This is a genomic window from Caballeronia sp. NCF2 (assembly GCF_023631205.1).
Taxonomy (GTDB): Bacteria; Pseudomonadota; Gammaproteobacteria; order Burkholderiales; family Burkholderiaceae; genus Caballeronia; species Caballeronia zhejiangensis.
Genome location: NZ_JALQDN010000057.1, coordinates 16,669 through 36,737 on the forward strand (window position 1 = coordinate 16,669; position 20,069 = coordinate 36,737).

20 protein-coding genes are annotated in these 20,069 nt (G+C 64.3%); 8 read left to right on the forward strand and 12 right to left on the reverse strand.

Going from position 1 to position 20,069, the window contains the following annotated elements; genetic code table 11:
- Positions 1-187 precede the first annotated feature (187 nt).
- Positions 188-670 carry a glycoside hydrolase family 108 protein gene (locus tag NCS02_RS20310; RefSeq protein ID WP_250503185.1) on the forward strand — a complete coding sequence of 161 codons (483 nt, stop codon included), beginning with the start codon at positions 188-190 and terminating at the stop codon, positions 668-670.
- Positions 670-1,341, forward strand: coding sequence for a hypothetical protein (locus NCS02_RS20315; protein ID WP_008354239.1), 672 nt, complete (start codon positions 670-672; stop codon positions 1,339-1,341). The genes NCS02_RS20310 and NCS02_RS20315 overlap by 1 nt, the downstream gene beginning before the upstream one ends.
- Positions 1,342-1,352: 11 nt before the next feature.
- Here NCS02_RS20315 and NCS02_RS20320 read toward each other — a convergent pair whose 3' ends face one another.
- Together NCS02_RS20320 and NCS02_RS20325 are read right to left on the reverse strand one after the other, a co-directional pair.
- Complete coding sequence (locus tag NCS02_RS20320) at positions 1,353-1,496, reverse strand: hypothetical protein (protein ID WP_250503186.1); 144 nt, start codon at positions 1,494-1,496, stop codon at positions 1,353-1,355.
- A gap of 236 nt (positions 1,497-1,732) precedes the next feature.
- Positions 1,733-2,500 carry an IclR family transcriptional regulator domain-containing protein gene (locus tag NCS02_RS20325; protein ID WP_008354238.1) on the reverse strand — a complete coding sequence of 256 codons (768 nt, stop codon included), beginning with the start codon at positions 2,498-2,500 and terminating at the stop codon, positions 1,733-1,735.
- 267 nt (positions 2,501-2,767) lie between these two features.
- Between NCS02_RS20325 and NCS02_RS20330 the strand changes: the two genes are divergently transcribed.
- On the forward strand, positions 2,768-4,177 hold the full coding sequence (locus NCS02_RS20330) for an MFS transporter (RefSeq protein ID WP_008354237.1): 1,410 nt from the start codon (positions 2,768-2,770) through the stop codon (positions 4,175-4,177).
- A 99-nt stretch (positions 4,178-4,276) separates the two neighbouring features.
- On the forward strand, positions 4,277-5,236 hold the full coding sequence (locus NCS02_RS20335) for a LysR family transcriptional regulator (protein WP_008354235.1): 960 nt from the start codon (positions 4,277-4,279) through the stop codon (positions 5,234-5,236).
- Here NCS02_RS20335 and NCS02_RS20340 read toward each other — a convergent pair.
- Together NCS02_RS20340 and NCS02_RS20345 are read right to left on the reverse strand one after the other, a co-directional pair.
- A complete protein-coding gene (locus NCS02_RS20340) occupies positions 5,187-6,071 on the reverse strand; it encodes a bifunctional helix-turn-helix transcriptional regulator/GNAT family N-acetyltransferase (protein WP_250436290.1) in 885 nt (294 codons plus the stop codon). The genes NCS02_RS20335 and NCS02_RS20340 overlap by 50 nt on opposite strands.
- 36 nt (positions 6,072-6,107) lie before the next feature.
- Complete coding sequence (locus tag NCS02_RS20345) at positions 6,108-7,121, reverse strand: AraC family transcriptional regulator (protein ID WP_250436292.1); 1,014 nt, start codon at positions 7,119-7,121, stop codon at positions 6,108-6,110.
- Between the two features lie 153 nt (positions 7,122-7,274).
- On the opposite strand from NCS02_RS20345, the gene NCS02_RS20350 reads away from it, so the two are divergent.
- Positions 7,275-8,129, forward strand: coding sequence for a class I SAM-dependent methyltransferase (locus NCS02_RS20350; protein WP_250503187.1), 855 nt, complete (start codon positions 7,275-7,277; stop codon positions 8,127-8,129).
- 21 nt (positions 8,130-8,150) lie between these two features.
- On the opposite strand, the gene NCS02_RS20355 is transcribed toward NCS02_RS20350, so the two are convergent.
- The 4 genes from NCS02_RS20355 to NCS02_RS20370 all read right to left on the reverse strand — a co-directional run bounded on the left by NCS02_RS20355 (position 8,151) and on the right by NCS02_RS20370 (position 11,600).
- The gene (locus NCS02_RS20355; RefSeq protein WP_175982354.1) at positions 8,151-9,197 is read right to left on the reverse strand and encodes a Gfo/Idh/MocA family protein; all 1,047 of its coding nucleotides are present in this window, start codon (positions 9,195-9,197) and stop codon (positions 8,151-8,153) included.
- Between the two features lie 61 nt (positions 9,198-9,258).
- Entirely contained in the window at positions 9,259-9,483 is a 225-nt protein-coding gene (locus tag NCS02_RS20360; protein WP_239295342.1) for a hypothetical protein, read from the reverse strand.
- A 78-nt stretch (positions 9,484-9,561) separates the two neighbouring features.
- Positions 9,562-10,941 carry an ATP-binding protein gene (locus NCS02_RS20365; protein ID WP_008354229.1) on the reverse strand — a complete coding sequence of 460 codons (1,380 nt, stop codon included), beginning with the start codon at positions 10,939-10,941 and terminating at the stop codon, positions 9,562-9,564.
- The gene (locus NCS02_RS20370) at positions 10,938-11,600 is read right to left on the reverse strand and encodes a response regulator (RefSeq protein ID WP_008354227.1); all 663 of its coding nucleotides are present in this window, start codon (positions 11,598-11,600) and stop codon (positions 10,938-10,940) included. Before NCS02_RS20370 ends, NCS02_RS20365 begins: the two co-directional genes overlap by 4 nt.
- 198 nt (positions 11,601-11,798) lie before the next feature.
- On the opposite strand from NCS02_RS20370, the gene NCS02_RS20375 reads away from it, so the two are divergent.
- Together NCS02_RS20375 and NCS02_RS20380 are read left to right on the forward strand one after the other, a co-directional pair.
- On the forward strand, positions 11,799-12,188 hold the full coding sequence (locus tag NCS02_RS20375) for a hypothetical protein (protein ID WP_175982357.1): 390 nt from the start codon (positions 11,799-11,801) through the stop codon (positions 12,186-12,188).
- Between the two features lie 351 nt (positions 12,189-12,539).
- Positions 12,540-13,526, forward strand: a complete 987-nt coding sequence (locus NCS02_RS20380) for a bifunctional helix-turn-helix transcriptional regulator/GNAT family N-acetyltransferase (protein WP_250523270.1) — start codon at positions 12,540-12,542, stop codon at positions 13,524-13,526.
- Between the two features lies 1 nt (position 13,527).
- Here the strand turns inward: NCS02_RS20380 and NCS02_RS20385 are convergent, their stop codons facing one another.
- From NCS02_RS20385 to NCS02_RS20400, 4 genes are all read right to left on the reverse strand, one after another.
- Positions 13,528-14,448 carry a dihydrodipicolinate synthase family protein gene (locus NCS02_RS20385; protein WP_008354223.1) on the reverse strand — a complete coding sequence of 307 codons (921 nt, stop codon included), beginning with the start codon at positions 14,446-14,448 and terminating at the stop codon, positions 13,528-13,530.
- Between the two features lie 13 nt (positions 14,449-14,461).
- Positions 14,462-16,177, reverse strand: coding sequence for an IlvD/Edd family dehydratase (locus NCS02_RS20390; protein ID WP_008354222.1), 1,716 nt, complete (start codon positions 16,175-16,177; stop codon positions 14,462-14,464).
- Positions 16,178-16,319: 142 nt separating this feature from the next.
- Positions 16,320-17,636, reverse strand: a complete 1,317-nt coding sequence (locus NCS02_RS20395; RefSeq protein ID WP_250503189.1) for an MFS transporter — start codon at positions 17,634-17,636, stop codon at positions 16,320-16,322.
- Positions 17,637-17,652: 16 nt separating this feature from the next.
- Positions 17,653-18,834: a M20 aminoacylase family protein gene (locus tag NCS02_RS20400; RefSeq protein WP_250503190.1), complete on the reverse strand. Its 1,182-nt coding sequence runs from the start codon at positions 18,832-18,834 to the stop codon at positions 17,653-17,655.
- Positions 18,835-18,966: 132 nt separating this feature from the next.
- Between NCS02_RS20400 and NCS02_RS20405 the strand changes: the two genes are divergently transcribed.
- Positions 18,967-19,860 (forward strand): LysR substrate-binding domain-containing protein, encoded by an 894-nt coding sequence (locus NCS02_RS20405; protein WP_033535848.1) that lies wholly within the window; start codon positions 18,967-18,969, stop codon positions 19,858-19,860.
- Positions 19,861-20,069 lie beyond the last annotated feature (209 nt).

Here is a 20,069-nt window from a genome sequence, read left to right on the forward strand (position 1 = left end):
CTTGCCACACAAGGCTTTCGCGCGCGCGATGCACCGACTGGCATGGCGGATGCATAAGGCCTGCCGTCGCGTCATGACTGCCTGCCACTGTTTGACGCGACCGGGCCGACGCCTCGCGCGCCGGCCCGTTTCTTCCGGCGCCGCGACGATGGTTCCGGCGGCACGCGCAGGCGCCAAGGAGATCGACATGAACAGCTTCGACGACGCCTTCGAAGCGCTGATCGGCAGCGAAGGCGGCTACTCATTCCATCCGGCGGACCCGGGCGGCGAAACGATGTGGGGCGTGACGGCGCGCGTCGCACTCGGCTATGGCTATGCGGGCGCGATGAAGGACTTGCCGCTCGATCTCGCGAAGCGCATCGCGAAGCAGAAGTACTGGGACCCGCTGCATCTCGACGAATTCGATCCGCGCGTCGCGTTCCAGATCTTCGATGCCAACTACAACGGCGGGCTCGTCGTGCTGTGGATGCAGAAGGCATCGGGCGCAAAGGAAGACGGCAAGTTCGGCCCCGATACCGTCGATGCCGTGAAAGCCGCCGATCCGATGCGCTTCGTCCTGCGCTTCATTGCGTATCGATTGCGCTATCTGAAGGGCCTGCACGCATGGCCGACGTTCAGCCGCGGCTGGACCGAGCGCATGGCGACGAATCTTCTTTTGGGAGCAGCATGATGGACTGGTCGAAAGTGGCGGCAACCATCGGCGCGAAGGCGCCTCTTCTCGCGGGTCTCATCGGCGGGCCCGTCGGGCTTGGCGTCAGCACGGCGGCCGCGATCATCTCCCATGCGCTCGGGACGCCTAACGATCCGGATATCGTCGCGACCGCGCTCAACGATCCCGCCGCGCTCGACAAGATCAGCCAGGCCGAAAACGCGAACTCGTTGCAGTTGCAACAACTCGTGGTGGCGGCGGCGCAGGCGCGTCTGTCGTTCGAAGCGGACATGGCGCGCATCTCGGCGGGCGACCGCGCCGATGCGCGCGCAATGGGCATCGCGAACAGGGACTGGGTGCCCAAGTTCCTCGCGATGGCCGTGACCGGCGGCTTCTTCGGCATTCTGCTGCTGATGGCGTTGCGCGCGTTGCCCGAGGCGAATCGCGATCTCGTGAACGTCGTGGTCGGCGCGCTCGGGACCGCGTGGATCAGCATCATCGGGTATTACTTCGGGACGTCGGCGGGCTCGATGCGCAAGACCGAACTGCTCGCGCAACCGAGCGTGCCGATCACGCCCGAAACGGCGGTGACGTTGCGCGATCCGGCGCCCGCGTCGGGCGCGAACGGCGATAGCGCGCATCGCGCATTCGTGCCGGGCGGGCAAGGCCCGATCTTCACGGGCGCGTCGTGAGCGTCATCGTGTCAGAGCTCAGTTGGTCGTGCAACGCGCATGTTGATCGGCGATGTCTGCGCATAAACCGGCGCTGAGCCGACTCCGAGTGAAAGCGCGGTGGCGACCGTTGCTGCCGACAGACTGAGAAGCCGTTTCGCGTCGAACTGAGTCATGTCGATTCCCCTTTCCTTGTGTCGATATCCGCTTGGCGTTGCGAACGCTGGTCGCTGCAACCGTGGGGGGAATGTGGAGCTGGGGAATTAGGTAAAAGTGAGGATGATGCGGTCTGATCCCGAAAACGCTCACCTTTGCGTCATAGGCGATTCAGAAATTACCTTTAAACAAGGGCTGCGAGCGCCATTCGACACGCATTCCCGAAAACCCTCACCTTTGCGCGATCTCGCCGCGGTCAGATCACGTTCAACATCGACAACGCCGTCTCCTGCAACGGCGGCAGCACGCGGGCAAGCGCTGCCTCGGCGGTTTCCTTTCCGATCGGCATGTTCGCCGACAACGCCGCGACCACTTCGCCGTGCCGGTTCTTCATCGGCACCGCGATGCCGCGCACGCCCATCTGCAATTGCTGCTCGATCGCGACGTAGCCATCCACGCGCGCCTGCCTGATCTTCTCGTATAGCTTTTCCTTGTTCGTGATCGTGAGCGGCGTGAAGGGCTTGAACTCGGTCGCTTCGAGCCAGCCGCGCACCGATGCCTCGTCCATATACGCGAGCATTGCGATGCCGCCCGACATCAGCGCGGCCGGCACGCGCGCGCCGAGCACGAAGCCGGTCGTCATCACGCGCGTCGAACCATTGCGCGCGATGATCACGAGGTCCCAGTCATCGAGCACGCTGACATACACCGACTCGTGAATCAGCGCGCTCAATTGCTGCAGATAAGGCTGCACAATCCGCGGCAGCCGCGCCGACTCGAAATACGACCAGCCCATGCGCAGCACGCGCGGCGTGAGATTGAAGAGCTTGCCGTCGGTCTGCACGTAACCGAGATGCGCAAGCGTCAGCAGATAACGCCGCGCCGCCGTGCGCGTGAGGCCGGTGCGCGCCGCGGCTTGCGTCGGCGTCATGCGCGCGTGCTGATCGTCGAAGGCTTCGAGAATCGCCAGTCCCTTCTCCAGTCCGGCGATCCAGTCGCGCTTGTCGAGTTCCGGTTTAGTCATGCTTGCATGCTTGTTTAGTTATGGATGGGCCGATGTTTCGGCGCTCCATCAAAGTCAATTGCTAGTGCTAACCCCCAAAGTGATCGATTATCGGACACGCGCGTGCGATAATCGCGCAAAATTTATCATAAATCGTTGATCGAAAGGGGTTGCGCTTTTATTCTCCAATCACTTTCAGAGCGCGCGTATTGCGACAAACCAAAACGCTCCGCCGCTCGGCCAGATTCCAGGCTCAACTCCATAAACCCATTGTTCGGAGACATCTCTATGGCTAGCCCTAAGGAAGACGCGCACGGCGGCCGCCAGGCGAAAAAAGCGACCGCGAGCGGCTGGATCGGCTCGGCGCTGGAGTATTACGACTTCTTCATTTACGCCCAGGCTGCTGCACTCATTTTCCCGCAGTTGTTCTTCCCGTCGGGCAATCCGAAGGTGGCGATCATCGCGTCGCTCGCGACCTACGGCGTCGGCTACGTGGCGCGTCCCATCGGCGCATTCGTGCTCGGTCATCTGGGCGATACGCACGGCCGCAAGAACGTGCTGCTCGTCTGCATGTTCCTGATGGGTATCTCGACGATGGCTGTCGGCCTGCTGCCGACGTATCACCAGATCGGCATGGCCGCGCCCGCGCTGCTCGTCGTGTTGCGCCTGCTTCAAGGCTTCGCGGTGGCCGGTGAAATCTCCGGTGCAAGCTCGATGATTCTCGAGCACGCGCCGTTCGGCCGACGCGGCTACTACGCGAGCTTCACGCTGCAAGGCGTGCAGGCCGGCCAGATTCTCGCGGCCGCCGTTTTCCTGCCGCTCGCCACGTTCATGCCGGAAGACATGTTCAACTCGTGGGGCTGGCGTGTGCCGTTCCTGCTGTCGGCCTTCGTGCTGGTCGCGGGCTACATCATCCGTAAGGAAGTGCATGAAACGCCCGCGTTCACGTCCGAGGAATCGCATGGCGGTGTGCCGAAGTCGCCGATCAAGGAAGCGTTCGCCAACAGCACGCCCGACATGATCCGCGTCGTCTGCATGGCGCTGATGAACGTGATTCCCGTGGTCGCGACGATCTTCGGTGCGGCGTATGCGGTGCAGTCTTCCTACGGCATCGGCTTCCACAAGAGCGTGTATCTGTGGATTCCGGTCGTCGGCAACATCGTCGCGGTGCTGGTGATTCCGTTCGTCGGCAATCTGTCGGACAAGATCGGCCGTCGCCCGATGATGATCGGCGGCTCGCTCATCTCCGGTCTGCTGGCCTTCGCGTATCTCTACGCGATCAGCATCCATAGCGTGCCGCTCGCGTTCCTGATGTCGCTGCTGATGTGGGGTGTCGTGTATCAAGGCTATAACGCGATCTTCCCGAGCTTCTATCCGGAACTCTTCCCGACCCGTTCGCGCGTTTCGGCGATGGCGATCTCGCAGAACATCGGCACGACGATCACCGCGCTGTTGCCCGCACTCTTCGCGGCCGTTGCGCCGCCGGGGTCGGACAACATTCCGCTGACGGTCGGCGCCATTGCCTTCGGCGTGACGATCATCGCGGCGATCGCGGCTTACTCGGCGCGTGAGACGTATCGCATCCGCCTGAGCGATCTCGGCAAGAAGGACGCCGTGCCGATGAGCCAGCAAGAATACGAGCGCCTGCGCGCCGATTCGATCTCCGTGGACAAGGTCGCGAAAGCGCACCACGCATGAGTTGACCGTGTTGGAGTGATCTTCCGGGCCCTTCGGGGCCCGTTTTTTTGCGTGACGCGATAACATGAATGCCTTCTCATCCATGACGCGGAGGCATGAATGGCCGGCTTCAACGAACGCATCCTCAACGGCATCAGCGTGTTCGCGGCGATCGTCGATGCAGGCACGTTCGCCGCGGCGAGCGATCGGCTCGGCATGTCGCAGCCCGGCGTGAGCCGCGCGATCGCGCGCCTCGAAGCGCGTCTGAAGATTCGTCTTTTCGATCGCACGACGCGCAGCGTTTCGCTCACCGACGATGGCCGGCGCTTCTTCGAGCACGTCATGCCGCATCTCGCGGGACTGGAGGAAGCGGCGGCCACGGCATCCGAAGGCGCGACGGCGGTGCGCGGCCGCTTGCGCGTGAACGTCGATCCGATCTTCTCGCGGCTTCTGCTCGGCCCGAAGCTCGACGCGTTTCTGAAGGCGCATCCCGATCTGCAACTCGAACTCATCACGAGCGACCGTCTCGGCGACATGATCGCGGATGGTTTCGATCTCGCCGTGCGCTTCGGCGAGCCGCGCGATTCGAGTCTCGTCGCGCGCAAGCTGCTCGATACGCCGGTGCGGACCGTCGCCGCGCCGTCGTATATCAAGCGATGCGGCACGCCCGCTACCCCGCAGGCGCTCGCAGACGGCACGCATACGTGCATCGAGTTTCGCGATCCCGAAACGGGACGGCCGTTCGCGTGGGAGTTTCATCGCAAGAAGAAGCGCATCACGGTGGAAACGCACGGCCGTCTCACGCTCAACGATCCCGGCACGATGCTGAGCACGCTGCTCTCAGGCTATGGCGTCGCGCAGATTCTGCTGCTGGGTCACGAACATCTGATCGCCGATGCCAAGCTCATCGACCTCTTCCCCGACTGGCCCGACGAGCGCTTTCCGCTGTATGCGTTTTATCCGTCGCGGCATCATCCGCCGGCGAAGACGCGCGCGTTTCTCGATCTCGTCATCGCGCTGACGGGAGGCGTCAACGCAAACTCTTCTCGAACCAGTGATGCGCGTAAGCCTCGTCGCTGAACGGCGCGACCTCGACATAGCCGGATCGCCGATACAGGCCGATCGCTTCCCCGAGCGCCTTGTTCGTCTCCAGACGCACGGCTTTCGCTCCGTTCTTCGACGCGAGCCGTTCGGCCTCTTCGAGCAGCCGACGTCCGACGCCGAGTCCGCGCGCGCCGGCGCTCACCCACATGCGCTTCAACTCGGCCGGCGACGCGCCGTGGAACTTGAGCGCGACGCAGCCTATCGCCGCGCCGCGCAGCCTCGCAACGATCAGCGCGCCCTGCGGCGCCGTCAATTCGCGCGCATCGGCGGACAGGCTGACGGACGGATCGAAGCCCGCTTCGAAGCGCGCGTTCAACTCCGCGAAGTATTGGTCGATGCACCATTGCGCATCCTCGCTCGTCGGGTCTTCGATCGCGAAGCGCATCAGCGAAGGTTGCAGCAAGCGCTCGACTTCGGCCATCGCCGCGATCAGCCGCTTGCGCTGCGCATCGTTCAACGGCGCGAGCATGCCCCCCGCGACCGCGTCCGATAACCTTTCGAGTTCTTCACGTTCGGCGCAGCCCGCATCGGTGAGGCTCGCGCGGCGCACGCGGCGGTCGTCGGGACGAGACTCGACCGCGACGAGACCTTGTCGCTGCAGCGCGGCGAGCGTGCGGCTCACGTAACCCGAATCGAGACCGAGACGCTCGCGCAACACGCGAAGATCGACGCCCTGCGCACCGATTTCCCAGATGAGCCGTGATTCGCCCATCGGACGGCCGCGCCCGAGAAAATGCTCGTTGAGCGCACCGATGCCCTCGGCAACGGTGCGATTGAAGCTGCGAATCTGGCTGATGTCGGTCGGGTTCATATCTCTGACTCTAGTCAGAGAATCGCCCGGCGTCAATCAATGTGCTTGGGTCTCGGCTTCCACGCGCGTTTTCTCCCGGCGCCACGTCGCGGGCGGCTTGCCGACGAGGCGCTTGAACGCACGAATGAACGCCGCTTCGGATGCATAGCCGACGTCCTGCGCGACCGCTGCGATCGTCGCGTTCGTGTTGCGCAGCAGTCCGGCCGCGACCTGCATGCGCCAGTTGACGAGGTACTGCATCGGCGGCAAGCCGATGATCTCGCTGAAGCGCTCGTGCAACGCCGAACGCGAGAGGCCCACGCGCTCGCCCAGTTCTTCGACGGTCCACTCGTGCGCGGGCGCATCGTGCATGACGGCGAGCGCGCGCCCGACGAATCGGTCGCGCAGGCCCGCGAGCCAGCCGCGGCTTTCATCGGGCAGTACATCGACGTAACGGCGCACGGCATCGACGAACATCATCTCGCTCATGCGTTCGAGCATCGCTTCGCCGCCCGGCCGCTTGTGACGCGATTCGACGACGGCCTGCTGCATGAAGTGATTAATCCAGCCCTGCGCGCCCGATTCCTTCAGATGCAAGAGGCGCGGCAACGTCGCGATCAGCGGATTGAACGGACGCAGATCGCAGCCGAGAAAGCCGCATACGAGCATCGTTTCATACGCGTCGTCGGGGCGTCGATTGTTGCGCGCCTCGACCGCGTCGTAGGTCAGCGTGAAGGGCAGCTGATCGATCTTCATCGAGAACGGATCGATATCCGCTTCGGCGCGAATGCCCGGCGCGCTCGAAATCACATGCGCGTCGCCGTGCGGAAACACGATGATGTCGCCGCTCGCAAGACGCACCGGCGCTTCGCCGACGAGCGCGCCCCAGCAGTTGCCGTGCGTCACGACGTGATACTCCATCACATGCTCGCAATCCGGCATGACGATGCTCGCGATGTCGCGCGCGGGCGGCGCCTCGGCCGCCCAGCTTCGATTGCCGCTCACGTGAAAGAACAGCGCGCCGCGCAAGCGCACGGTGCGCAGCACGTCGGACAGGATGTCGAGACTCATGGCGTCTCCCGGTGATCGTAAGCATCGCAAAGCGGACGAACGGACAATTCGCGGCGACTTGCGGACAGGCGTCGAAGCGATGGTAACGGGATACTGCATCTGCCCGCTATCAGGGCGACGCTCGACACATCATCCGGAACTGGAGAACGAACCATGCATGCGTTGAATACATCCGCGGTCTGCGACGAGCCGGCCAAATCACAGCAACCCGATTTCGCCGCGATCAAGGCCCGCCAGCAAGCCACCTGGGCGAGTGGCGACTTCGCGGTGATCGGCACGACATTGCAGATCGTCGGCGAGATGCTTGCCGAATCGATCGATGTGCGCGCCGGCGAGCGCGTGCTCGATATGGCCGCCGGCAACGGCAATGCGACGCTCGCCGCCGCGCGACGTTTTGCCCGCGTGACATCGACCGATTACGTTCCGGCGCTGCTCGAAAAAGGCCGTGCGCGCGCGCAAGCCGAAGGACTCGCGATCGACTTCGAGGTCGCCGATGCCGAGAACCTGCCCTTCGACGACGGCAGCTTCGATGTGGTGCTGTCGACATTCGGCGCGATGTTCACGCCGGATCACAGGCGCTCGGCGAGCGAAATGCTGCGCGTGGCGAAGAGCGGCGGACGCATCGGCATGGCGAACTGGACGCCCGAAGGTTTCATCGGCCAGTTGTTCAAGATCATCGGCGCTTACGCGCCGCCGCCCGCGGGGCTGCAATCGCCCGCGCTTTGGGGCACCGAGCCGCATCTCGTCGCGCTCTTCGGCGCCGAGGCAGCTGATATTCGTTGCGTACGCAAGTACTTCAACATGCGCTATGAATCGCCGGCGCACTGGATACAGGTGTTCCGCGATTTCTACGGGCCCGTGCATCGCGCGTTCGCGGCGCTCGATGCAGCGAAGCAGGCCGATCTCGAACGCGAGATCGGCGGCCTGCTCGAACGCTGCAATGTTGCGGGACCGTCTTCGCTCGTCGTGCCGAGCGAATACATGGAAGTGGTGATCGTCAGGCGTTGACGAGATGCGCTCGCGCGCGAATCACAGCGTGACGGGCTTGCCGCTGCGCGCGCTTGCGATGATCGCGGCGAGCGTCGCGGCATTGTCGAGACTCACTTGCGCGTAGTACTCGATGGCGGCGGCATCGTGCGTTGCGACCATGCGCGCGAAGCTTTCCGCCGCGAAGAAGAAGCCGCTTCCGGTGTCCGACTCGACCGTCTCGAACGGCACCGAATTCGGAATGCCGCGACGCACGCGCATTTGGCTCGGCAGATAGCCGTATTGATCGCCCGCCGTCTGCGCGCTCGTGTGATTCAGATATTCGGTGTCGATCGTGCCCTGCGTGCCGATGATCGTCGCGTGCCGATGATTCGCCGCATCCATCGAGCACGAGACTTGCGCGCGGCGGCCATCGGCGTAGATGAGCGTCGCCATGAGGCTGATGTCGACGTTGCTGTCGGCCCATGTCGCGATTGCATCGACGCGTTGCGGCGCGCTGCCCATCACGAGACGAATGAGGCTCAGCGGATAACTCCCCGCATCGAGCAGCGCGCCGCCGCCGAGCTCGGGCTTCATGCGGATGTTTGCGCCGGGATTGCCGACGGTGAAGCCGAAGTTCGCCTGAATCGCGCGCACGTCGCCGATCGCGCCTTCGCCGATTAGCGCCATCATCGTCGCGGTCTGCGGCTGGAAATAGTATGGGAACGCTTCGAGCAGCAGCACGCCGTTGCGATCGGCGGCCTCGAACATGCGCGCGGCTTCGTCGCGATCGAGCGCGAGCGGCTTCTCGCACAGGATGTGCTTGCCGTGATCCGCGGCCTTGATCGCCCATTCGGCATGCAGGCTGTTCGGCAGCGGAATGTAAACCGCGTCGATGTCCGGGCTCGCAAGCAGCGCGTCGTAGCTGCCGAACCATTTTTCGATGCCGTTTGCTTGCGCGAAGGCTTGCGCATTCTCGTCGCTGCGGCTCGCGACCGCGACGACGCGCACGCGCTCGCTCGGTCTCACGTCACGCGTGAATTGTCTGGCGATGTTCGCGCCACCGAGAATGCCGAGGCGCAGGACGGACGATGCTTGAGTGGATGACAAGGCGGGCTCCTGAATTTGTACCAAATGGTTCACCACGTCAAAGGTAACACAATCGCGTGCTTCAAGGCATGCACTTGTCGGGACGAACTTTCGTGCCGCGCCGGTCCGCCGGGACGTGGCAATTGTCCACGCGTTGATCGTCGCTGGCCTTGTCGCCGAGACGTTCCTTCAAGGTCTTCGGTTCCGGTGCGGCGGACGAAGCCGCAACGGGCGCTTCCGCTGCGTCCGTTGCAAGCGCGGCGCCGGTCCACGCGAGACAAGCGCATAGAAGAACGAGTGTCTTCATGACAGACCGCCATGAAAGATGAAACGAGCAGCTTCGCCGCGCGGCGAGCGCACGACGCCCCGCTTCTTGCGGTTTCATTCAGGCATGCATTCCGCTGACGACATCCTTCGCGCGCGCCGCCGACGCAACCGGACACAAGCCGCGCACCGCGACGATCAGACCGCTCGCGTCATCGCGGTTCCTGACGTCGAGCGTCGCGTGATGCCGTTGCGCGACGCGCAGCGCGATTGCGAGACCGAGCCCGCTGCCGTGTCCCGACGTCCCGACGCAACGATAAAAGCGGTCGCATACGCGATCGATCTCGTCCGGCGGAATGCCGGGACCGGAGTCCAGCACGGTGAGCGCGATGCCATCCGCTTGGCGCCGCAAGGTCACGTCGACGCGCCCACCGTGCGGCGTGTGACGGATCGCGTTATCGAGCAGGTTGTTCACGAGGACGGCGAGCGCGTGCGTGTCGCCCATGATCGTGAACGGATCGTGATCGTCCAGCGCATGTTCGAGTTCCAGGCCGAGGTCGATCGATCGTGCTTCGGCCAGCAACGAGAAATCGCTCACGCGGAGTTCGCAGAGCGTGCGCAGGCTCATCGGCGCGATGGCCGCTTCGCGCGCGGCGTCTTCGCGCGCCATGCTGAGTAGCTGCTGCGCGAGATGGATGAGGCGATTCAACCGGCCGTCGATCTTCGCGAGCGTCGCGGCATCGACCTGAAGCGAGCCATCGCCGATTGCGCCCTGGATTTGCAGCTTGAGCGCGGTGAGCGGCGTGCGCAGTTCGTGCGCGGCATCGGCGACGAACGTGCGCTGCGCCTGCGATGCCTCCGAGAGACGCGCGAGCAGGCCATTCAACGCATCGACGAGAGGACGCAGCTCGTCGGGCATCGGCTTGTGGAAGACGACGGGCTCGAGCGATTCCGGCGAGCGCGCGACGAGCGATTGCGACAGCCAGCGCACCGGCGAAAGCCCGCGCGCGACGACGAGAAGCACGATCACGACGATCACCGGAATCAGCAATGCGAGCGGCCAGATCGTGCGCAATGCGAGCGCCATGGCGAGATCGTCGCGGATGAAATAAGGCTGCGCGACCTGCACGAAGCGATCCGGCTGCGCGACGCCGAACGCGCGCCAGCGATACCCTTCCCGCTCCGCCGATTCGAAACCGTCGCCGAAACGCGGCAAGGCGGGCTCGCGCGGCGAGTGATAGATGAGGCGGCCCGTCCGATCCCAGATGTCGATGACGAGCCGGTCGTCCGCGATGCCGTGCAGTTCGGGATTGCGGCCCTCTGCAACGTCGTCGGCGGTGATGTTATGCGGCAGCGAGAGCGCGACGGTGCGCAGTTCGTAGTCGAAGAGTTCGCCGGCTTCGAGGCGCGCGGCGTCGAATATGCCGACGCCCGCAATCAGGCACGCGATGCCAAGGCTGCAGATGAGCCAGCCGAGCAGCCATCGGCGGATCGTTGTCATCCGATCCTCTTCAATCGATAACCGACGCCGCGCACCGTCACGATCTCATCCGCGCCGATCTTGCGCCGCAAGCTGTGAACGTGGACTTCGATCGCGTTGCTGCCCACTTCCTCGCCCCAGCCGTACAGTTTTTCTTCGAGCTCGGGGCGGCGAAATACGCGCGACGGCTCTTCGATCAGCGCCTGCAGCAGCGCGAACTCGCGCGGCACGAGATTGAGCGCGACGCCGCCCTTGGTCGCCTCGTGCGCGGCCGGATTGAGCGTCAGCTCGCCGTGCGAGTACACCGGATGCTTGTGCCCGGTGCGGCGTCTCAACAATGCGCGGACGCGAGCCGCGAGCTCGTCGAGATCGAAGGGCTTCATCAGATAGTCGTCCGCGCCGGCGTCGAGGCCGCGGATGCGGTCATCAACGGCATCGCGCGCCGTCAGGATCATCACGGGCGCGTCGCCGCCGTTCTTGCGATACGTGGCGAGCACGTCGAGGCCGTCGCGCTTGGGCAGGTTCAGGTCCAGCAGCACGAGGTCGTACACGCCGTTGCCGAGCGACAGCTCCGCGGCCCGTCCGTCCTGCGCCCAATCCACCGTGTAACCGGCGCGGCGCAACGCGGCGAGCACGGTCTCCGCGATCATCTCGTCGTCCTCCACCAATAACAGGCGCATGCGCTTTCTCCAGGCTCAACAGGTCGCCGCCGATTGTCCGGCTTGCATGCTTAAGCGCCACTTAAGCTTTGCGCGCAGCCGCACATTATGTCCCCGATAACGCCTTGCGGCGCCGGCGGCTTAAGCATCGCATAAGGTTTGTCCACGCACTATACGTCGAGCGCGCCGATTCGCGGCCGTGCGGCCCCGGAAATGCCGATGCGAGCGTCCACTGTCGTTTCCCTGCGTGCGAACGCCGTGCTGATCGCATTGTGCGTCGCGGCATCGGATGCGGCGTGGCTCGCGGTCTGCGGTTGCACGGGCCATGTGCATGCGCTCGAAACCACGACGATGCGTCTCGCGACGCTCGGGAGCGCGGCAGGCATCGTCTTCATCGTGCGACGCATCGCCAAGCTCGAATTCGATGCGGCCAGAGCCGCAAGGCGCATCGCCTGGACCACCGACAGATTCGTCATCGACGGAACCTGTCCCGGCGCCTGGCTCGTGCAGCTCCATGTGGAGCTTCATCCCGACGGCTCACGGTCGAGCGCCGCGCACGCGTGTCCCCACGCAGCGGCGTCCAGCAGAGTGCCACGCGGTCGGGCGTGACCTCGGAATCGCGCCCGACCTCCTTCGACCCGGCTCATGAGCCGGGTTTTTTTTGTCCGCGAATATTTACCGCGTCTCGCACTACACATTGCTTTCGCTCGCATTTCAATGTCCATTCGTTCGCTTACCTAAGCATCCCCGGCTGTTTCGTGCGCGGCGCGTGTGCGAGTTCGCGTGGGGCGGCATCGCAATCGTGTTGCTGCGCGTGGCGGAACCGCGGCGCGCGAGCGAATTGGCGCGCCATCGCGGCTAAAGGTGAGGCTTTTCGGGAGCGCGATTTTTCTTGCGAAAGTTGCAGATCGCAACTAAATTAGAGGCATTTGGTTGCGCCTCGCAACCGATGGAGAGGACATGGACTTCATCGACACACCCGTTCAATCGCGCGACAAAACCATTCTCGAACTGCGCGAATTCTCGCGCAAGCTCGTGCGCGAACTGGGCTTCATGCGCAACACGCTGGCCGACAGCGGACTCGCGCCTTCGGCGGTTCACGCGATCATCGAGATCGGGGCGACGCCCGGCATTCAGGCGCGCGACATCGCGCAAATTCTGCGGCTCGACAAATCCAACGCCAGCCGGCAGATCGCGCGGCTCGAAGCGGCGGGGCTCGTCACGCGGCAGACATCGAGCGAAGACGCGCGTTCGTCCGAGCTGTATCTCACGGCGAACGGACAGAAGCTGCGCAGAAAGATCGACAAGTTCGCGACGGATCAGGTTTCCGACGCGCTGCGCCGCATGGTGCCCGAAGATCAGCAGACGCTCGTGCGCTCGCTCGCGCTCTACGCCGATGCGCTCGCCCACGGTCACGAACACAAGATCCATCACAGGACGCCGCATGCCGCGCATACGGAAAGCGCGCGCATCGTCGAGGGATACCGGCCCGGCTGCATCGGCGATGTGGCGAGCCTGCACGCGCGTTTCTACGCGCATCACGCGGGCTTCGGCGTGTTCTTCGAGCGCAGGGTCGCGACGGAATTGGCCGCATTCGCGGAAAGTCTGCCGGTCGAAGGCCGCGCGTTGTGGCTCGTGATGGAAGGCGAGCGCACGCTCGGCTCGCTCGCGATCGATGGCGATCTCACCACGCGCGTCGCGCATCTGCGCTGGTTCATCGTCGACGATTCGTTGCGGGGCAGCGGCATAGGCAGGCAATTGATGGCGCGCGCGATGAGCTTCGTCGACGCGCACTACGACGAAACGTATCTCTGGACCTTCAAGAGCCTGGACGCCGCGCGGCACTTGTACGAATCGTTCGGATTCACGTTGAGCGATGAAGCCGAAGGCACGCAATGGGGCACATCCGTGATCGAGCAGCGCTTCACGCGGCACGCGGCGCGCTGATTCATCGGCGCAAGACGCGCGATGTCGGCCCTAGTCGTTGCGCGAAACGGCGCGCGCATTCGATGCCGAACGGCGTCGGACGCGCGCCGCGATCGTGCTGCACGTCGAAGCCCATGCGCCACGCCGCGATGCGCTTGCCGTAACAGGTGAGCGTTTCCAGGGACTGCATCACGAAGACGATTTCCGGCAGCGTCTCCGCATACAGCGATTCGGCATCGTCCTCGCGGCCTTCGGCGAACGCGTCGTAAATGGCGGCCTGACGATCGAACGCGTCGGGCGCGACGATCAGGCCATCGCAGCCCGCACGCAAGTTGTCCACGAGTTCCTGGCCACCGCGCCCGTTGAACACCGCGAGCGTCTGTTCGAGCGCGCGCAATCGTTCGATGGTCGCGCGGATCGTCACGGCCGGGCCCTCGCCCTTCAGCAAACGGAAGTTCGGCCGCTCGGCAGCGAGCGCGGCAATCGATTCCGCCGACAAACCCACGCCCAGATATTCCGGCGCGTTCTGAATGCCCGCATTCGCGCCGGTCCGTTCGAGCACCGACGCGAAGAAGTCGTAGTAGAACGCTTCCGGCTCGCCGCGTTTGGACGGCGGTTGAAGGATCAACCACGACGCGCCGCGTTCGAGCGCATGGCTTGCGAGCGCGACTTGTGCATCGACGCTGTCGCCGGTGATCGTGACCGCGAGCGGCACGCGACCGGCGATATGCGCGGCGCATACGTCGATCATCGTGCGCTTCTCGTCTTCCGACAGGCGATGCACTTCCGTCGCGAGACCGAGCGTGACGATCGCCGGCGCGCCCGCCGCGAGGGTCGCGTCGATCTGCTTGCGCGTGGCGTCGTGGTCGAGGCGGTTCAGCGCATCGAAATAGGCGTACAGCACCGGCCACATGCCGGGCGGCGGCGTTTGCAGGTTCGTCATCGATTGCCTCCGCTCAATGCGAATCGCGCGGCACGGGCGCGCCGCTCGAACCGACGAGAAAGTCCAGGTCCGCGCCCTGATCCGCCTGCAAGACATGCTCGACATACAAGCGGTAATAACCGCGCTTCGGCAATTCGGGCGCCTGCCATGCGGCGCGGCGCTTCGCCAGTTCTTCGTCCGATACTTCGAGATGCAGACGCCGCGCTTCGACGTCCAGTTCGATCATGTCGCCGGTCTGCACGAGCGCGAGCGGACCGCCCGCCGCCGCTTCCGGCGACACATGCAGCACGACCGCGCCGTAGGCGGTGCCGCTCATGCGGCCATCGGAGATGCGGACCATATCGGTGATGCCTTTTTGCAGCACCTTTTTCGGCAGCGGCATGTTGCCGACTTCCGCGAAGCCGGGATAACCCTTCGGCCCCGCGCCCTTCAGGACCATGATGCAGTGCTCGTCGATATCGAGCGAATCGTCGTCGACCTTCGCGTGCAACTCTTCGACGTTTTCGAATACGACCGCGCGCCCGCGATGCTTCAGCAACGATTGCGTCGCCGCCGATGGCTTGATGACCGCGCCGTTCGGTGCGAGATTACCCTTCAGCACCGCGATGCCCGCGTGCGGCTTGAACGGCTTCTCGAACCGCGTGATGACCTTCTCGTCGTAGTTCTGCGCGTCGCTGACGTTGTCCCAGATCGTGCGGCCGTTCACCGTGAGCGCATCGCGATGCAGCAAGCCTTGCTCGCCGAGCTGACGCAACACCGCGGGCAAGCCGCCCGCGTAATAGAAGTCTTCCATCAGATACTCGCCCGATGGCTGCAGATTCACGAGGCAAGGCACCTTGCTGCCGAGTTCCCAGTCTTCGAGCGTGAGCTCCACGCCGATACGCTTCGCCAGCGCGATCAGATGCACGACCGCATTCGTCGATCCGCCGATCGCCGCGTTCGTGCGGATCGCGTTCTCGAAGGCTTCGCGCGTGAGGATCTTGTCCATCGTGAGATCGTCCTTGACCATATCGACGATGCGTCGTCCGGCCATGTGCGCGAGCACCTGACGGCGCGCATCGACGGCGGGAATCGCGGCATTGTGCGGCAAGCCCATGCCGAGCGATTCGACCATCGAGGCCATCGTGGATGCGGTGCCCATCGTCATGCAATGGCCGCGCGACCGGTTCATGCACGATTCGGCTTCGACGAATTCTTCCTGCGTCATCGTGCCCGCGCGCACTTCCTCCGACATCTGCCAGACGCCCGTGCCCGAGCCGATGGTGCCGCCGCGAAAGCGGCCGTTCAACATCGGTCCGCCCGACACCGCGAGCGCGGGCAGATTGCACGACGCCGCGCCCATCAGCAAGGCGGGCGTGGTCTTGTCGCAGCCGACGAGCAGAATGACGCCATCGATCGGATTGCCGCGTATGGATTCTTCGACGTCCATCGACGCGAGATTGCGGAACAACATGGCTGTTGGCCGCAGATTCGATTCGCCGAGCGACATCACCGGAAACTCCAGCGGAAAGCCGCCCGCCTCGCGCACGCCGCGCTTCACGTATTCCGCGAGCTCGCGAAAATGCGCGTTGCACGGCGTGAGTTCCGACCATGTATTGCAGATGCCGATGACCGGCCGGCCATCGAACTGATCGTGAGGTATGCCCTGGTTCTTCATCCACGAACGATGGATGAACGCGTCTTTATCGTTGCCGCCGAACCAGCTTTGCGAGCGTAGCTTCTTGCGCATGGAAGTCCCCTTTATCGCGCTTTCTTCATAGTGTGGGATCCAGTAAAAAAGGCCGCGCGGGCGGCCTTTTCAGAAACCCGGACACGTCGAGTTATACACCTCGCATACGCATCCGGCGCGCGTGCAGCGCAAGATTTGACGATCAGTCGAGCATTTCCTGCGACCTTTCGCGCATGCACGCCACCGCGATCACGGAGAGCACGCCGCAACCGATCACGTACCACGCGGGCGCCATCACGCTCTTCGTAATGACGATGAGCGACGTCACGAAGAACTGCGCGAAGCCGCCGAAGATCGCCACGCCGATGCTGTAGACGATGGCCGCGCCCGTCGCGCGCACCGAACGCGGGAACAGCTCGCCGAGCATCGCGCCGGTCGGACCGACGTTGAGCGAATGCACGATAGAGAGCACGGTGACGACCGCGAGCAGCGTCGTCGCGTTCGGCGATTTGTTCAGCAGCGCGAAGGCCGGCCAGATCGCGAGCATCAGCAGGATGCGCGTCGTCTGCGCGAGCTTGTTGCGGCCGATGCGGTCCGACAGATAGCCACCTATCGGCGCGACGATAAAGAGAATCGCGCCCGACACGCAGCCCGAAAGCATCGACGTCCAGCTCGGCAGGCCGAGCGTCTTCACGCCGTAGATCGACAGATAGAACACGATGATGAAGTGCGCCGACGTGCCGCCGATCGTGAGGCCGAGTCCGTTGAGCACCGCGCGGCCATGTTCGCGCAGCACGGTGACAAGCGGAATCTTCGGTGCCTTGGGCGCGGCGGCGACGTTTTGCGGCGGCGCTTCTTCCATCGTGCGACGCAGCCACCAGCCGACGGGCACGATCGCCGTGCCGATGAAGAACGGCACGCGCCAGCCCCAGCTTTCGAGTTGCGCGGTCGTGAGCGTCGCCGTGAGCGCGACGCCGGTCAACGCGCCGGCGAGCGCCGAGAGTCCCTGGCTCGAGAACTGCCACGATGCATAGAAGCCGCGCCGGTTCGCGGGCGCCTGTTCGAGCAACAGCGTCGTCGATGCGCCGACTTCGCCGCCCGCCGAGAAGCCTTGAATCAGCCGTGCGATCACGAGAATGATCGGCGCGGCGATGCCCGCTTGCGCGTAAGTCGGCGCGACGGCGATCATCGCGGTGCCGAGCGCCATCAGCCCGAGCGTGAGGAGCATCGCCTTCTTGCGGCCGGCGCGATCGGCGTACATGCCGATCAGCAAGCCGCCGATCGGCCGCGTGAAGAACCCGACGCCGAAGCTCGCCACCGCAAGCAGCAACTGGCCGACCGGATCGTCCACCGGAAAGAACAGCTTGCCGATGGTCAGCGCGAAGAACGCATAGACGATGAAGTCGTAGAACTCGAGCGCGTTGCCGACCGCCGCCGCCAGGACGAGCCGCGTGCGCGCCGCGCGGCGGGTTTGCATCGAAGGATTCGCCGGCGCGCTGGCAAAGGTAGGTGCGTTCATGATGGATTCCGAAGGATCAGTCGGCGAGCCAGGCTTCGGCCAGGCGCACCCAGTAGCTCGCGCCGATCGCGAGGATGTCGTCGTTGAAATCGTAGCCGGGGTTGTGCACCATGCAGCCGCCCTTCGAGCCGATGCCGTTGCCGATCCACGCATACGTGCCGGGGCACGCTTCGAGCATGAAGGCGAAATCTTCGCTGCCCATCAGCGGACGCGCGGCCGGATCGACGCGTTGCGCGCCGAGCATTTTTGTCGCGACATCGGTGGCGAAGGCGGTCGGTTCCGCGTGATTCACGAGCACCGGATAGCCGAGTTCGTAGTCGATGTCGGCCGTGCAGCCGAACGCCAATGCCTGCGCGTTCACGAGCGCGGTGATGCGCTCCTGAAGCTGCTTGCGCACGCCCGCGTCGAGCGCGCGCACGGAGAGCTTCAGCAGCGCGGTCTCGGGGATCACGTTGCACGCCTCGCCCGCCTGCACGCTGCCGACGGTGACGACCGCGGATTTCTGCGCATCCACTTCGCGCGCGACGATGCTGTTGAGACCGAGCATGATCGATGCGACCGCGGGCATCGGATCGCATGCGACGTGCGGCATCGCGCCATGTCCGCCGACGCCGCGCACGGTGATGTTCACGCGATCCGACGACGCCATGCCCGGACCCGGCGTGAAGAACATGTCGCCCGCGGGCAGGCCGGGCATGTTGTGCAGGCCGAACACGGCGTCGCACGGGAATTTTTCGAAGAGACCGTCTTCGATCATCGCGCGCGCGCCCGCCTCGCCTTCCTCGGCGGGCTGGAAAATCACGATCAGCGTGCCCGAGAACTGGCGGCTTTCGGCGAGATGGCGCGCGGCGCACAGAAGCATCGCGGTGTGGCCGTCGTGGCCGCATGCGTGCATCGTGCGCGCGTGTTTGCTGGAATACGGCAGGCCGGTGGCTTCCTCGATCGGCAACGCGTCCATGTCGGCGCGCAGTGCGATGCGCTTGCCGCCCTCGCCTTCCGTCAACACGCCGACGACGCCCGTCTTGCCCAGCCCGCGATGCACTTCGTAGCCCCATTGCGCGAGCAATCCCGCGACGAGATCGCTGGTTTGCGTTTCCTCATACGCAAGTTCCGGATGCGCGTGAATGCGCCGGCGCACATCGACGAATTCCGATGCGATGGCGGCAATGCCGGGGATGACGGGCTCGACTGACAACATGTGACGCTCCTTGCTCGATGCGATTCGATGTGTGCCAAGCATATAAAGCCGATAAGCAAACCAAAAGACGGTAAATTTATTGCGTGATGACTATTGGTTGTCGGCGATAACCCTAGGATGTCGGCCATGAGCATGAAATATCATCAGTTGCGCGCTTTCCTGACGACCGCCGAGCAAGGCAGCATTCGCGCGGCGGCGCGCAGCCTTCATTTGTCGCAAGCGGCGCTGACTAAGGCGATCAAGGAACTGGAACAGGATCTGGGCGTACCGCTCGTGTTGCGCACAGCGCGCGGCGTGCAACTGACGGCGTTCGGGCAGCAGTTGCGCGTGCGGGCGCATCTGATCGTCAGCGAAATGCGCCGCGCGGAAGACGACATCGCGCAGATGAAAGGCGCCGGCGCGGGCAGCGTGAGCGCGGCCGTCACGCCGACTGCCGCGCTATCGATATTGCCGCAGGCGTATCGGGCGTTTCGCAAGCAGATGCCGGACGCGCGCGTGAGTTTCATCGAAGGCTTTCCGGGCGTCGCGATGCCGCGTCTGCGCGATGGTTCGCTGGACTTCGTCGTGGCGGTCGTCGTGCCCGAACATCTCGCGCCGGAGTTTGATCACATCGAGCTGTACGAGAGCCGCTCGGCGATCGTCGGGCGCGCGGATCATCCGTTGCGGCACTGCACGTCGCTCGCGGAGTTGTCGGATGCGGAGTGGCTGCTGAATCCGTCGCCGGAAAGTTCGACGCAGGCGCTGCTCGATTCGTACGCCGAGCGCGGTCTGATGGTGCCCAAACGCGTGATCGAATGTCCGAGCTTCATCATCGCGCACGGGTTGTTGCGTGGCTCGGATGCGCTCGCCGCGATGCCCGCCGCGTTGCTGGAACATCCATGGGTCGGCGAAGGGCTCGCGATCTTTCCTATCGTTGATCCGTTGCCTGCCGTGTCGGTGCGAATCGTGACGCGCAGGGACAGTCCGCTGACGCCCGCTGCAACGTTGATGCTGGAGTGCTTGCGGCACGCGGCGCGGGGACAGTGAGGCAGGTGCGCTTCAAGAAGATTCCGGATTCGTGGAATAGACAGCGAGAATCGGGGCTGTGAGGAGGAATGCACTCACTTTTTCTGGACGATCATTGCATCAGTCGATGCCTATCCGAATTAGCGACTAAACTTCAAAGAGGCGTCGGTGCATGCGTCCAACGTCTGCGCCCAACCAGTCACGATCCAGGCGTGCAAGCGAAGGAGGCA